Source organism: Nocardia sp. NPDC051756, from assembly GCF_040681495.1.
Classification (GTDB): domain Bacteria; phylum Actinomycetota; class Actinomycetes; order Mycobacteriales; family Mycobacteriaceae; genus Nocardia.
The window spans coordinates 479,796-494,374 of sequence record NZ_JBFAYV010000007.1 but is presented as its reverse complement, the minus strand read 5'-3'; the positions used below and the strand labels follow the sequence as shown (position 1 = coordinate 494,374).

The 14,579-nt window shown below is 68.3% G+C and carries 9 protein-coding genes; 4 read left to right on the top strand and 5 right to left on the bottom strand.

What is annotated here, in order from left to right; translation table 11 throughout:
- Positions 1-68: 68 nt before the first annotated feature.
- Positions 69-773, bottom strand: a complete 705-nt coding sequence (locus tag AB0M22_RS32420) for a GntR family transcriptional regulator (protein ID WP_364735001.1) — start codon at positions 771-773, stop codon at positions 69-71.
- Between the two features lie 157 nt (positions 774-930).
- On the opposite strand from AB0M22_RS32420, the gene AB0M22_RS32415 reads away from it, so the two are divergent.
- From AB0M22_RS32415 to AB0M22_RS32400, 4 genes are all read left to right on the top strand, one after another.
- Entirely contained in the window at positions 931-2,208 is a 1,278-nt protein-coding gene (locus AB0M22_RS32415) for an MFS transporter (protein ID WP_364734999.1), read from the top strand.
- Positions 2,209-2,227: 19 nt separating this feature from the next.
- Complete coding sequence (locus tag AB0M22_RS32410; RefSeq protein WP_364735149.1) at positions 2,228-2,878, top strand: allophanate hydrolase subunit 1; 651 nt, start codon at positions 2,228-2,230, stop codon at positions 2,876-2,878.
- Positions 2,875-3,762 carry a biotin-dependent carboxyltransferase family protein gene (locus tag AB0M22_RS32405; protein WP_364734997.1) on the top strand — a complete coding sequence of 296 codons (888 nt, stop codon included), beginning with the start codon at positions 2,875-2,877 and terminating at the stop codon, positions 3,760-3,762. Before AB0M22_RS32410 ends, AB0M22_RS32405 begins: the two co-directional genes overlap by 4 nt.
- Positions 3,763-3,953: 191 nt before the next feature.
- A complete protein-coding gene (locus AB0M22_RS32400) occupies positions 3,954-5,279 on the top strand; it encodes a lipase family protein (RefSeq protein WP_364734995.1) in 1,326 nt (441 codons plus the stop codon).
- On the opposite strand, the gene AB0M22_RS32395 is transcribed toward AB0M22_RS32400, so the two are convergent.
- The 4 genes from AB0M22_RS32395 to AB0M22_RS32380 form a co-directional block, all read right to left on the bottom strand.
- Positions 5,226-11,492 (bottom strand): amino acid adenylation domain-containing protein, encoded by a 6,267-nt coding sequence (locus tag AB0M22_RS32395; RefSeq protein WP_364734994.1) that lies wholly within the window; start codon positions 11,490-11,492, stop codon positions 5,226-5,228. The two genes, AB0M22_RS32400 and AB0M22_RS32395, sit on opposite strands and share 54 nt — an antisense overlap.
- 135 nt (positions 11,493-11,627) lie before the next feature.
- On the bottom strand, positions 11,628-12,500 hold the full coding sequence (locus AB0M22_RS32390; protein WP_364734992.1) for a PaaX family transcriptional regulator C-terminal domain-containing protein: 873 nt from the start codon (positions 12,498-12,500) through the stop codon (positions 11,628-11,630).
- The gene (locus tag AB0M22_RS32385; protein ID WP_364734989.1) at positions 12,481-13,716 is read right to left on the bottom strand and encodes an aminotransferase class V-fold PLP-dependent enzyme; all 1,236 of its coding nucleotides are present in this window, start codon (positions 13,714-13,716) and stop codon (positions 12,481-12,483) included. The genes AB0M22_RS32390 and AB0M22_RS32385 overlap by 20 nt, the downstream gene beginning before the upstream one ends.
- Positions 13,717-13,720: 4 nt before the next feature.
- Positions 13,721-14,575 carry a tryptophan 2,3-dioxygenase family protein gene (locus tag AB0M22_RS32380; RefSeq protein WP_364734987.1) on the bottom strand — a complete coding sequence of 285 codons (855 nt, stop codon included), beginning with the start codon at positions 14,573-14,575 and terminating at the stop codon, positions 13,721-13,723.
- Positions 14,576-14,579: the final 4 nt, after the last annotated feature.

Here is a 14,579-nt window from a genome sequence, read left to right as displayed (position 1 = left end):
CGTCCCACTCTCCTCGGCGGACCACGCGGTCGCCAGGATTGCGCTCACCCTGCGACAAAACCGAGGGGTCAGGCGACGATCCGGGTGTACGCGCCGCGAATGTGGGACTCGGCGTCGGTGAGGTAGTCGGCGAGCAACTGCTCCGCCTCGACCGACCGTCCGGCGATCATCGCCGCGTAGATCTCGTGGTTACGGGCCAGATAGGGCTCGTGGAAGGTGAGCGGATCGGCCATCACGTGGAAGACCAGCCGCAACTCGTTCCACACGCTGGCCATCATCTGATCCAGCCGCTTGCTCCGGTTCAGCGCGGCGATCGCCTTGTGGAAGTCGATGTCGGCCGTGCCGACCCCGGTCCAATCCTGTTCCGCCGCACACGCATCCGCGCGCGCCAGGGCGGCGGCCAGCTCGGCCGGATCCTGATCGCTGCCGAACCCGTGCACCGCCGCGCCTTCGACCACCCGGCGGCACTGATACAGCTCCGCGACATCGTCGGAGGTCGGAATGCGCACGAACGCACCACGATTGAGCTCGTGGTTGACCAGCCGCTCCTCGATCAGCGATCGGAACGCCTCGCGCAGCGTATTGCGCGAAACCCCGAGCGCCGCACAGATATCCGGCTCGGACAACCGCTGACCCGGCCGCAGTGACCCGTCCAGGATGCTCGCGCGCACGATGTCGGCGGTCTGCGAACTCCGGCTGGACCGGGCGAGCAGTCCCTTGTGTTCGGAAAGGGCCGTGTAGACGGGATCGGGCCGATCTACCGGTGTCGTCATCCAAACCTCCGCGGACCAGTGGCTTTGCCGTTCGAGCATAACTCAGGGATCGAACGGCCAGCCGACGATCCAACTTTAGGATTGCAGAATCGTTCAACGATCCGTACTCTACTGTGACGTACGTCGCTCTCCTGAGCTCGAGCATTGCGAGGCATCCATGAGCCTTTCCACAGACCTCCCGGTGGATCCCGCCGAGAAGTCGCAACCCTTCGACTGGTTCCGCACCCTCAGCGCCAAAGGCAAGAAGGCCTTCCTCGGCGCGTTCGGCGGATATGGCTTGGATGCCTACGATTTCCAGGTTCTACCGTTGGCGCTGGGCGCTATCTCCTCCTACTTCGTGATCAGCTCGGGCAAGGCGGGCCTGCTGACCACGGTGACGCTGCTGGTGTCCGCGCTCGGCGGCGCGCTGGCCGGCGTGCTCGCCGACAAGATCGGGCGGGTGCGCACCCTGCAACTCACCGTCGCCACCTACACCCTGTTCACGGTGCTGTGCGGCTTCGCGCCCAACTTCGAGACGCTGCTGGTGTTCCGGGCGTTCCAGGGGCTCGGCTTCGGCGGTGAATGGGCGGCGGGCGCGATCCTGGTCGCCGAGTACGCGCAGACCAAATATCGTGGCCGCACGGTCGCCTATGTGCAGAGCGCCTGGGCGGTCGGCTGGGGTCTGGCGGTGCTGGTCTACACGCTGGTCTTCCAGTTCGTCAGTGAGGATCTGGCCTGGCGGGTGTTGTTCTGGACCGGCGCGCTGCCCGCGCTGCTGATCATCTGGGTGCGGCGCAACCTGACCGACTCCGAAACCGTCACGCAGCGGCGCGAATCGGCGGGCAAGCGGGCCGGTTCGTTCGCGTCGATCTTCCGGCGCGACCTGGTCCGGACGACGCTGTTCGCCTCGGTGCTGGCCACCGGCGTGCAGGGCGGCTACTACACCCTGGCTACCTGGTTGCCGACCTACCTGAAGAAGAGCCGGCACCTGAATGTCGTTGGTACCGGCGGTTATCTGTTCATGTTGATCGGCGGCGCGTTCCTCGGTTACGTCACCGGCGGCATCCTCGCCGACCGGATCGGTCGCAAGCGCACCATCCAGCTCTTCGCCGTGTTGTCGGTCGCCTTCATGGTCGCCTACATCCAGGTTCCGGAGGGGGCGAACACCATGGTGCTGATCCTCGGCTTCCCGCTCGGATTCTGTACCGCCGCAATCTTCTCCAGCTTCGGCTCGTTCCTGTCCGAGCTGTACCCGACCGCGTCGCGCGGCACCGGGCAGGGCTTCACCTACAACTTCGGTCGCGGGGTCGGCGCGATCTTCCCCACCGTGGTCGGGTTCCTGGCCTCCACGACGCTGGGCCTGGCCGGGGCCATGATGTTCGGCGCCTTCGGCTATGTCCTCGCTGTGCTCGCGTTGTTCGGCCTGCCGGAGACCCGCGGCCGCGAATTGGCCTGAGGGAGTGTCGATGTCCGCGATCACCGTGCCGACCGCACCGCTGCGTATCTTGCCCGCGGGGGACCGGTCGCTGCTCGTCGCGCCCGACCGGCACGCCGATCTGGTCGCGTTCATCGACCTGCTGCGGCGCGCGTTGCCGGCCGGCGTCCACGATGTACTGCCCGCCGCACAGACGGTCCTGGTGACCATGAGCGATACCGCGGACGGCCGGGCGGTCGAAGAGCAACTGCGGCAACTGTTCCGGCGGGTGCAGGGCGCCGGAACGGTCGAGGCGGAACCGGAGGCGGTGCGGGTCATCCCGGTCCGCTACGACGGGCCGGATCTGGAAAGTGTTGCGGCGCAGTTGGGTATCTCGGTCGCCGAACTGATCGCCGCGCACGCGCGGGCGGTGTGGCGGTGCTCGTTCATCGGATTCGCCCCTGGCTTCGGCTATCTCGAAACCACCGGGTCCGGCCTGACCGTGCCGCGCCGGACGGAGTCGCGGACCGCCGTGCCCGCAGGCTCGGTGGCCTTGGCCGACGGGTACAGCGCCGTCTATCCTCGGCGTTCACCCGGCGGCTGGCAGCTCATCGGCACCACCGACCTGCGGATGTGGGACCTCGACCGGGCCGAGCCGTCGCTGCTGCGCCCGGGCGCCCGGGTCCGGTTCACCGAGGAGGGGATGCAATGAGCTCGACGTGTCGCACCGTATTGCGGGTGCTCGACGCGGGTGCGCTGAGCACCATCCAGGACCTCGGCCGACCCGGCTGGTTCTCGGTCGGCGTCGGGGTTTCCGGCGCGGCCGACCGGGGTTCGCTGAAGCTGGCGAATCGATTGGTCGGCAACCCGGAAACGGCCGCGGGCATCGAAACCTTGCTCGGCGGACTGGAACTCGTGGCCGAGGCGCCGGTGCTGCTCGCGGTGACCGGCGCCGACGCGCCGATCACCGTGGACGGCGTCGCGGAGGCCAATGCCTCCGTGCTGGCGCTGCGAACCGGACAGCGGCTGAAGCTCGGCCTGGCCGGCGCCGGGCTGCGCGTGTACGTCGCGGTGCGCGGCGGCATCGCCGTGGACGAGGTGCTCGGCTCGCGCAGCCGGGACACGCTTGCCGGGCTCGGCCCGGAACCGCTCGCTGCGGGCGAACAGCTCGGTGTGGGTGCGGCGGACGACTATCCGTGGCCGAATGTTGCTGTGGCACCTGTGCTCTCGATGAACCCCGGGGTCGTCACCGTCCGGGTCCAGCTCGGACCGCGAGACGACTGGTTCACCGATCCGCAGTCGCTGTTCACCGGCGCCTGGGCGATGACCGACCGGGCCGACCGCGTCGGTGTCCGGTTGGCCAGGGTCGGCGACGCGGCTCCTCTGACCCGGATCAACGACAAGGAACTGCCTACCGAGGGCATGCCGCTCGGCGCGATCCAGGTGCAGCCGAGCGGTGAACCGGTGGTGTTCCTCGCCGATCACCCGATCACCGGCGGCTACCCGGTGATCGGGACCGTCGTCACCGCCGACGTCGACCTGCTCGCGCAGCTGCGCCCCGGCCAGCACCTGCGGTTTCGTCCCGTGGCTTCCTGATCGACTTATGCACTGTGCACAGTGACAGCGGGCAAACCCTGGCTGGTTGCGTAGTGACACATCTGCGAATCGTCGTGTGAACTGAGACCCGCTTTCGGTCCGTCGGGCGCTCGATGGTGTCCCGGTTGGCGGCCGCTGCGTGCGGCGGCTTCTGGCTTCGATGTCATCTTCGCCTGAGAGGTACTCCGCTCGTGCTTCGTGTTTGTCGTGCCGCATTCACCGTAGGTTTCACGCTCGCTCTGTCCCTCGCGGTGGCCGCCCCGGCCACCGCAGGCCCGGATCTGCCGAACACCGACCAGGTGGGCGCTCAACCCGCCTGGCCGGTGCGGCCCGACGAGAACCAGCTCCCGCCGCTGCCCCGCGAAACCGATATCTACTCGGTCATTCCGGTGCCCATGCCCAAGGACGACCGGTGGTACGACGACCCGGACGACCTCGGCCGCTACGCCAACGGCGACGTGATCCGCAAGCGCGTGGTGACCAGCTATCTGCTGGCCGTGCCGTGGCCGCCGGTGCACACCGAGCAGATCCTGTACCGCAGCACCGACAGTCGTGACCACCCGATCGTCACCGCCACCACCGTGATGATCCCGGGCATTCCGTGGCTCGGCCCCAGCCCGCGCCCGGTCATCTCCTATCAGGAGGCGATCGACGGCCTGGATCCGGCCTGCAACCCGTCGCACACCGTGCCCGCGGGGACCATGAAGGAGACCCAGCTGTTGCTCCAGTTCCTCGGCGAGGGCATGGCGGTGTCCGTCCCCGACTTCAACGGCAAGACCAGCACCACCCTCGCGCCGAGCGAAGGCCGGATGGTCCTCGACGGTGTCCGCGCGACCCGTCGCGGCGGCTTGGGCCTGGCCGATTCGCCGGTCGGGCTGTGGGGCTATTCCGGCGGCGGCAGCGCCACCGGCTGGGCGGCCGAACTCCATCGCGGTTACGCGCCCGAACTACCGATCAAGGGCAGCGCCCAGGGCGGCGTCCCCGGCGACAAGCACGCGATGACCATGTTCGCCATGGACGCGGGCGCAGGTCTGGCCGGCCAGGCCGATTTCGTCGGCTGGATCTGGCTGATCGGATTGTCCAGGGAATACCCGGATTTGATCCCGCTCGACAAGTTCCTCACCGCCGACGGCATGACGATGGTCCACGACATCGACAACCGCTGCCTCTACACCGCGGCCGCCACCGGCGCCTGGCGCCCGCTGAAGAACTACCTGAAGGACCCCAAGGCGTTCCTCGACCCCGACATCCAAAACGTCCTGCACCGAGACAGTCTCGGCTACGCGGACACCCCGGACATCCCGGTGGCCATGTGGCACTCCATGACCGACCCGATCATCCCCATCGCCGCCATCGAGCCCGTCGTGCAGCGCTACTGCGCGGCGGGCGCGAATCTCCGCTTCTTCAGAGTTCCGGCAACGGAACACATTTCGGCCGAACTGGTCGGCTACGAACCGTCGCTGCTATGGCTGACCGCCGTCCTCGCCGGCGCCGATCCCGGTCCCACCACCTGCTGAGTGCACCTCGCTGGGGCGCAGGACCGCGCCGGGAGTGGGGCCGGACGGCAGGAAGCCGGAGGTGATGAACTCCCGGATGTAGGCGTCGAGTGCGGCTTCGGTGATCGGCGGGCAGTCGATGCCGGTGTCGGCGAGGGCGTTTCGGGTGTGCGCGTCGCTCCAGTCGAGGTTCGCCAGGCCGAGGTAGTTGGTGCTCAGCAGGGCGGCGCGGACCAGGGAGTCGTCGCCGATCGCGTTGCGCCGGTATGATTCCTCGGCGAGGGCGGTGCGGACGGTGTCGAGCGGGGCGATGGTCACCGGGAGTCCGTGATAGCGCAGGCAGGTGAAGATGTCGCGGACCGTCACCGGAGTCTTGTTGACCAGGTGGTACACGGACTCCGCACGTGGCCGGAGCGCGAGCTCGACGATGGCGCGGGCCACGTAGGTCACCGGGACCAGGGACACGGTCGCATCGCCGACCTCCGGTGCCAGGCCGAGGATCGCGGCGGCGCGGACCATGTTCCAGAACGAGTCGTCGGCACTGTTCACGCCGGCTTTCAGGTCGCCGCTGATGGTTCCGGGGCGGTAGATGCCGACCGGGATGCCGCGTTCGCCGGCCTGGCGGACCAGTTCTTCGGCGGCCCACTTGGAGGTGACGTAGCCGTTGTCGGAGAGCTGATCGGCGCGCAGTCGGGTGTTCTCCTCGATCACGCCCGGTGCCGCCGTTGTGGAGACGGTGGTGCCGAGGGTGGAGACGAAATGTACTGGCTTGAGCCGTCTTGTCGTCGCGAGGCGGAGTACGTCTCGGGTTCCCTCGACGTTGGCCGTGCGTAGTCGGGCGTACGGATCGATGTGATTGACGCGGGCACCGTTGTGCACGATGACGTCGACGGTCTCGGCGAGACGGGCATAGTCGGTGCCGGCGAGCCCCAGTCGTGGTGCGCCGAGATCGCCTGGGACGGCGACGATTCGAGCCGCGAGGGTCTCGTCCCACAGCCGATAGCGGTGCAGCGCGTCCCGGATCCGATCGGCGCCCTGCGCCGCGGTATCCGCCCGGACCAGGCACAACACCTGGGCGTCGGTGCGAGTCAGCAGTTCTCGGAGCAGGTGGGCGCCGAGGAAGCCGGTCGCGCCGGTCAGCAGCACCTCGCGGGGCGGACCCGAGTGCGCGGGCAGGCAGCCCCGACCATCGATTCCGGCGTCGAGGACGGCGTCCTCGGCCGGGGTGGCCGCCGTGGACTGCTCCGCGGTCCCGGTCAGATGGGCGGCGAGGCCACCCACCGTGGGCGTGGTGAGCAGCGCCGACATCGGCACGGCGTAGTCGAGCCGGGACGAAAGCCGTTGGTGCAGCGTGAAAGCCATCAGCGAGGAGCCGCCGAGTTCGAAGAAGTCGTCGGTGATCCCGATCGGGGAGACGTCGAGGACCTCGGCGAATACCTCGGCGATCGCCCGTTCGAGGTCGGTCGACGGAGCGACGCCGTCCCGGGAGGCGAATACCGGCTGGGGGAGGGCCGCTCGGTCGAGCTTGCCGCTGGTATTGACCGGCAACTCGTCGAGCAGCAGCACCGCCGACGGCACCATGTAGGCGGGCAACGCGTGAGATACCGACTGCCGCAGCACATTCGGGTCGATCACCGCATCGGCCGCAGCGACCACGTAGCCGACCAGGCGGTCACCGGCATCGGAGGGCTGCACCGCGACTGCCGCCTGCGCGACCGCCGGATCGGCGAGCAGCGCGGTCTCGATATCGCCGAGTTCGATGCGGTGCCCGCGCACCTTCACCTGGAAATCGCTGCGCCCGAGGTACTCCAGAGTCCCGCGCGCGTTCCAGCGCACCAGGTCCCCGGTCCGATACATGCGCGTCCCGGGTTCGGCCGGGTTGGCGACGAACCGTCCGGCGGTGAGTCCGGTCGCGCCGTGATAGCCGCGCGCGAGTTGTACTCCGGCCAAATACAGTTCACCGACCGCGCCCACCGGCACCGGCCGCAGCCGGCTATCGAGTACGACGGCCCGCGAATTCCATTCCGGCACACCGATCGGCACCGTGGCCGCCGGATCGGTGCGGTCGAACCGGTGCTCGGTGATGCTGACCGCGGCCTCCGTCGGGCCGTACAGGTTGTGCACCTCGGCGCGGCTGATCGCGTCGAACGCCCGCGCCGTCTCCGGGGCAAGCGCCTCGCCGATCGCGAAAACCGCACGCAGCGAGGCCACTTCGGCGCTGGTGGCGTGTCCGGCGAACGTGGTCAGCATGGTGGGCACGAAATCGGTGAGCGTGACCCGATGCGTGGCGATCAATCCGCACAATGCGGCGGGATCGCGATGATCGTCCGGTCCGGCGATCACCATGCGCGCACCGGCCCGCAGCGGCAGGAAGTATCCCCACAGCGACACATCGAACGTTGCCGGAGTCTTCTGCAAGTAGATGTCGGTGGCATCGACGCGGTACCGATGCTGCATCCAGTCGAGCTGGTTGACGATCGCCTCGTGGCTGACCACCACACCTTTCGGGCGGCCGGTCGAGCCGGAGGTGTAGATGACGTACGCGGGGTGCGCACCGCGCAACGGCATACGTCGCTCGTCCTGACGTACAGGCGCGGATTCCAGGTGCAGCAGATCCAAGGTGTCGACGGCGTGCGCCGCGGCAACGGTGAACGCATCCCCGCTGGTGGTCAGAACACACTGCGGCACAGCGGAATCCAGCACGTACCCGATCCGCTCGGCCGGATGATCCGGATCGATCGGCACCCACGCGCCACCCGCTTCGGCAATCGCACACAGCGCCACGACCTGATCGATGGACCGGCGCATCGCCACCGCAACGACGGTTTCCGGACCGACACCCTGCCCGATCAGCCACCGCGCCAACCGGTTACACTTGTCTCGCAGCTGCGCATAGGTCACCGTCGCCGATCCGAAGACCAGAGCGACAGCATCCGGCGTCGCCTCGGCATGACGTTGCATCGCCGCACCGAGCGTCTCGGGCGCGACCGCGTGATCGGCTCCGGCCGACCACGACTCGATCAGCCGCCGTTCGTCCGGGTGCACGATATCGATGTCACCGACCGCGCCGATCGGATCGGCGGCCACCTGATGCAGCACCCGGATATAGGCATCGAGGAACCGCAGCACCGTCGGCTCGTCGAAAAGGTCGGTGGCGTAGCTGAATCGGATGATGATGTGACCGGGCGTGCCGTCGGCCGCGTGCTCGTCCACCACCGCGATATGCAGATCGGTCTTCGCCGTCCGGGTATCGACGTCGAGCCCGGAGAAGGTCAGACCGGGCAGCTCGAGACTGGCCTTGCCGAAGTTCTGGAACGCGAACCCGACCTGATACAGCGGATGCCGCCCCGGTGATCGCACCGGATTCACCGCATCGACGACATGCTCGAACGGCACTTCGGAGTGCGCGAAGTTCGCAAGATCCCGGTCCCTGGTCCGGTCGAGCAACGCGGCGAAACTCTCACCGAGATCGATCCGGGTCCGCGACACCGTCGTATTGACGAACATGCCGACCAGCTCGTCCAGCGCGGCCTCGGCCCGATTGGTCATCGGCACCCCGATCGCCACATCGGTGCTGCCGGACAGCCGGGACAGCAGCACGGCCAGCGCCGACCGCATCACCATGAACAGCGTCGCCTTGTGTTCGCGTGCGACGGTGAGCAATTCGCGATGCAGACTGGCCGGCACCGGTAGCTGGGTCGCCGCGCCGCGCAGCGACGCGGTACTCGGCCGCGGCCGATCGGTCGGCAGATCCAGCTCGTCCGGCAGCCCGGCCAGCTCCGTGGTCCAGTAGGAAAGCTGCTGGGACAGCATCGAATCCGGATCCTCGCGGGAGCCGAGCAACTCCTGCTGCCACAGCGCGTAGTCGGCGTATTGGATCTCCAGCGGCCGCCACAGCGGCGCGGCGCCCGCGGACCGTGCGGTGTACGCGAGGGCGATGTCCCGGGCCAGCGGGGCCAGCGACGAGCCGTCGGCGCAGATATGGTGCACCGCGCACACCAGCACGTACTCGCTCGCCGTCCGCAGCAGCCGAACCCGCAGCGGCACTTCGCTCGCCACATCGAAGCCCCGCCACAGGATGGCCCGGATGCGCTCGGCCACCGCGTCGGGAGCCGCGGTCGGCATCTCCTCGACCGCGAAATCGGCGACGACGCTGTCCGTTTCGAGCGCCAGCTGGCGCGGCCCGGTGGCGTCGGCGGGATACATCGTGCGCAGAATCTCGTGCCGCGCCACGGTATCGGCGAACGCCGCCCGCAGGACGGCGATGTCCAGATCCCCGGACATGTTCAGGGCGAAGCCGATGTTGTCCACCGACGAGCCCGGATCGAACTGATTGCGCAACCAGAACCGCAGCTGCGCCGGCGACAGCGGCACCCGCTCCGGCCGCGACCGGGCGAGCAACGCGGGCCGCCCCTTGTCGAATCGCTGCGCCTGGATGGCCTTCGCCAGGGCCGCCACCGTCGGATGATCGAACAGCAGCCGGGTCGGAATCCGCGCCTGCCAGGTCTCGCTCAACCGCGCCGCGACCTGCGTGGCGAGCAGCGAATTGCCGCCCGAGGCAAAGAAATCCGAGTCCGCGCCCAGCTGTTCCTGGCCCAATACCCGCGCGAACACCTCGGCGATCAGCTCCTCGCCGGGACCGGACAGCGACCGGCACGCGAGCTGTTCGATCGCGCGCAGGCGCAATGCCGCCCGATCCGCTTTTCCGGTGGGCGTCAACGGAATCCGGTCGATCACGGTGATCGAGGCGGGCAGCATGTACTGCGGCAGCCGACGCGCCAACGCGTTCGCCAGATCGGCGGCATCGAGCAGGTGTCCCGGCTCGCCCTGAACATAGGCCGCGAGCGCCGTCTCGCCCGCCGCGGTCTTGCGATCGACGGTGACCGCCGCCCGCACCCCTGACTGCCGTCCCAGCACCGCCTCGATCTCGCCCAGCTCGATCCGGAAACCACGCACCTTGACCTGATCGTCACTGCGCCCGAGGTATTCGAGGTCGCCGTCGGTGCCACGGCGAACGATGTCGCCGGTCCGATACATCCGGGTGCCCGCCGCGCCATGCGGATCGGCGAGGAAGCGCTGTGCCGTCAAACCGGATCGAGCGTGGTAGCCGCGAGCCAGCCCGGGTCCGGAAACATACAGCTCACCGGCGGTACCGACGCCGACCGGCCGTAGTCGCTTGTCGAGCACCCGGCAGTTCATGCCCGGCAGCGCCGACCCGATGGTCACCGGACGGTCCGGCGACAGCGGTGCACTGATCGCCACCATGATGGTGGTCTCGGTCGGACCGTAGCCGTTGAAGAACTGGCGGCCGGGCGCCGCCCACCGGCGAACCAGTGGCGCGGAACAGGTTTCGCCGCCGACGACCACCACGCGCAGCAGATCGAGCCCGGTCGGTTCGAGCGAGGCCAGCGCCGACGGCGTCATGAACGCATGGCTGACCTGGTGCCGCGCGATCAGGCCCGCCAGCTCGGCGCCGCCGTACACGGTCGGCGGCACGATCACCATGGTCGCGGCCGCGCCGACCGCGAGCAGCAACTCGAGCACCGAGGCATCGAAGCTCGGCGACGCGAAATGCAGTGTGCGCGCGGCCGGAGTGAGGGAGTACCTGGCGATCTGCTCGGCACAGAACGCGGCGAGCCCGGCATGGGTGACCGCGACACCCTTCGGGCGGCCGGTCGATCCGGACGTGTAGATCAAATAGGCGGTATTCGAAACCCGCAGCAGCGCAGGACGATCGAGATAGGAGATGGGGTTGGTGGACTCCGTCGAGGTGCGCACGACGAACTCGGGATCGTCGATCGCGAGCCAGCGCACACCCGAAGGCAATGCGGGCGCGGATTCACTGGTGGTCAGCCCGATTTCGGCGGCACAATCGGTCAGCTGGAACTTGATGCGCGGGCGCGGCAGGCCCGGATCGATCGGCACGAACGCGGCCCCGGTCTTCGCCACGGCCCACACCGCGAGCACCGACTCGATCGACCGCGGCAGCGCCACCACGACCGCCGTCTCCGGACCGGCCCCCAGCGCGAGCAAGGTGCGCGCCAATTGCGCGGAGCGCGCGTCGAGTTGGCGATAGGTGATCGAGCTGTCCCCGCACACCGCCGCGACGCCGTCGGGATTGCGCTCCACCGCCGAGGCGAGCAGCGCGGCGAGCGTAGGTGAGTGCGACGCCGAGGTCCGGCGGGAACGCGCGCGCCGAGCGGCCGAGGGGGTCCGCTGAATACCACTGGTCAAGCTCTGGTCCCGCCATGCGAAGTGACAAAGGGGCCTGATGTGCAAACAGCTATAAGCGCACGTGCTCAGCCCGGTCGCGCGGCGCGGAGCCACACTTTACGGTACTGAGTGGCAAGAGATTTCGTATTCCGAGGATTATCGTCCTACGTCTATTTCGGCGTCGATTCCGGCCCGCGCCCAGCGCCGGCTCGGCGCCAGGCACCGCCGTTGCGCGTCGGCGAACAGCCGCACGCTGTCCAGGCCGGGCCAGTCGGCCGGCAGCATCTCCGCGGGGAGGCCGGGATCGAGATACGGGATGATCCGCCACTCGTCCAGCAGCGGCACGAAGCGATCGAAGGCCGCTCGGTCGGTGAGCTTTTCGAGGGTCACGATGTCGCGATGATTGTCCAGGAACGCGCGATGCCGATCGGCGAGCGCGGCCAGATCCCACCACTGCGCCGCCGCCGCCCGCAGCGTGCCCGGAACCGTGAGTTCCGTTGCGCGGAAGGAGGTCACGTACTCGTCGAGCTCCAAGGCCGAGACGATCGCGGACGCCTCCGCCGCGAGATATTCGGGGCAGATCCACAATCCGGCCGAGACGGTACCGCAGCCGATTGAGGACAGCCTGCGGCGCAGCTGATGCCGGGCGGCCCGCTGGGATTCGGGGATGCCGAACGAAATCAGATGCCACGCATCGCCGTCGGCCATCTGCCGGAACCCGAAGATGCGCGGATCGCCGCGGGAGTACATCGCCTCCGCGGCATCGGTGATCCGGTATCCGCTGCGCCCGCCCCGGGATTCGGCGTCGAGCACCCCTTTGCTCTTCAGCCGCGTGACGGCCGTCCGGGTGCTCTGCTCCGGCACGCCCAGCCCGGCCAGCAGGCCGCTGAAGTCGGCGATCGCGATCCAGCCGCCGAGATCGCGGACATACGCGCCGAGCACGGTCCGGGCCAGCGAGGTCGCGCTGCCCGGCCGCGAATCGATGTCGTCGAGGACCGCGCCCGCGAGGTCAGCGCGCGGTGAGCTCATCGCGGATCGCCGCCACCCCGGCGAGCACCTCGGCATAGGTGGTGCTCAGCGGGCTCAGGCCGATCCGGATGCCTTGGGGCGGCCGGAAATCCGGGATGACGCCGCGTTGCCATAGTCGGGCGGTGATCTCCTTGAACTGAGGGTGGTCGATCGTCACGTGGCCGCCGCGGCGATCCGGGTCGGTCGGTGACGATACCGAGACGCCGAGCGGCAACAACCAGGATCGCACGAGTTCGAGCGCGAACTCGGTGAGGGCCATCGACTTCGTCCGGACCGCCGCCATGCCCACCTCGTCGATCAGGTCGAGGGTGTCCTCGATCGGCAGCATGCCGATGATCGCGGGCGTTCCGCTGATCACCCGCCGGATCCCTTGGGCCGGAACGTATCCCTGCGCCATCTCGAAGGGGCTCTCGCGGCCCATCCACCCCCAGATCGGCTGGGTGAACTCGGTGAGATGCTCGGTGCGCACGTAGGCGAACGCGGGCGCACCGGGACCGCCGTTGAGATACTTGTAGGTGCAGCCGACCGCGAAATCGACGCCCCAGGAATCGAGTTCGATCTCCACCGCGCCCGCCGAATGGCACAGGTCGAGCAGCAGCAAAGCGCCGGCATCGTGGGTGGCGGCACAGATCGCGGGGGCGTCGAGCAGATACCCGGACCGGTAGGCGACGTGACTGAGCACCACCAGCGCGGTGCGCTCGGAGACGGCCTCGGCCACGTCCTGCGCGGTGACCCCGCCGGTGAACTCCGGTTCGATCCACCGCAGCGTCAGGTTCAACTCGCGGGCGATCGCCTCCAGCAGGTAGCGGTCGGTGGGGAAGTTGTCGCGGTCGAGCACGATCTCGGTGCGGCCTGGCCGTAGCGCCAGCGCACCGCGGGCGACCTTGTACAGCAGCACCGTGGTCGAATCGCCGATCGTGGTCTGGCCGGTCGCGGCCCCGAGGATCGACGCGCCGATCCGCTCGCCGATCGTCACCGGCAGGTCGAACCACTGCTCGTCCCAGCCGCGGATGAGCCGGCCGCCCCACGCCTCGGTGACGAAGGCGGCGAGGCGATCCGCGGTCGCCCGGGTGGGCCGGCCGAGCGAGTTGCCGTCGAGATAGGCGACGATCTCCGGATCGTCGTTGCCGAGAAACCGGCTCGGGTAGTCGCGCAGTGGGTCGGCCGTGTCGAGAATCGTTGCGCGCGTGGTGAAATCGTCGGTGGCGGTGGTCATTTCGTCAACGTCCGATCTCGGTGCGTACCGCGAACAATTCGGGGAAGAAGGTGAGGTCGAGCGCGCGTTGCAGGAACCCGACCCCGCTCGATCCGCCGGTGCCGCGCTTGGTGCCGATGGTGCGCAGCACCGTGCGCATGTGCCGGAACCGCCACAGCTGGAAGTTCTCCTCCAGGTCGACCAGCTCCTCGAAGGTCTCGTAGACCGACCAATTATGTTCCGGGGCTTCGTAAATGGACTTCACCAGCGGCAGCAGATCCGGATCGAGCACGTAGGCCTTCGTGACATCCCGGTCCAGCGTCGAACGCGGCACATCCAGCCCGATCCGGGCCGCGTGCTGCCAGAACGCGTCGTAGAGACTCGGTTCGTGCAGCAGCGTGTGCAATTCCTTGTGCGCGACCGGATCCGCTTCGAACACCTTCAGCATCGACGCGTTCTTGTTGCCGAGAATGAATTCCACGGCGCGGTACTGATACGACTGGAACCCCGACGAATTGCCCAGGCAATCGCGGAACTGGGCGTACTCGGTCGGCGTCAGCGTCGCCAGCACCGACCACTGCTCGGTGAGCGTCTTCTGGATATGTTTCACCCTGGCAATGCACTTGAGCGCGACCCCGATGTCGTCCGCCTCGAAAGCCGTACGCGCCGCGCGGGTTTCGTGCAGGATCAGCTTGAGCCAGAGCTCGGTCGTCTGATGCTGAATGATGAACAGCAATTCGTCGTGATGCTGCGGCCGGCTGACCGGATGCTGCGCACTGAGCAGCGTCGGCAGGTCGAGATACCCGCCATAACTCAGGCGGGAACTGAAGTCGGTGACGATGTCCTGTTCAAGTGCGCGAGTGTTCTGCTCGACGGTCATGCCA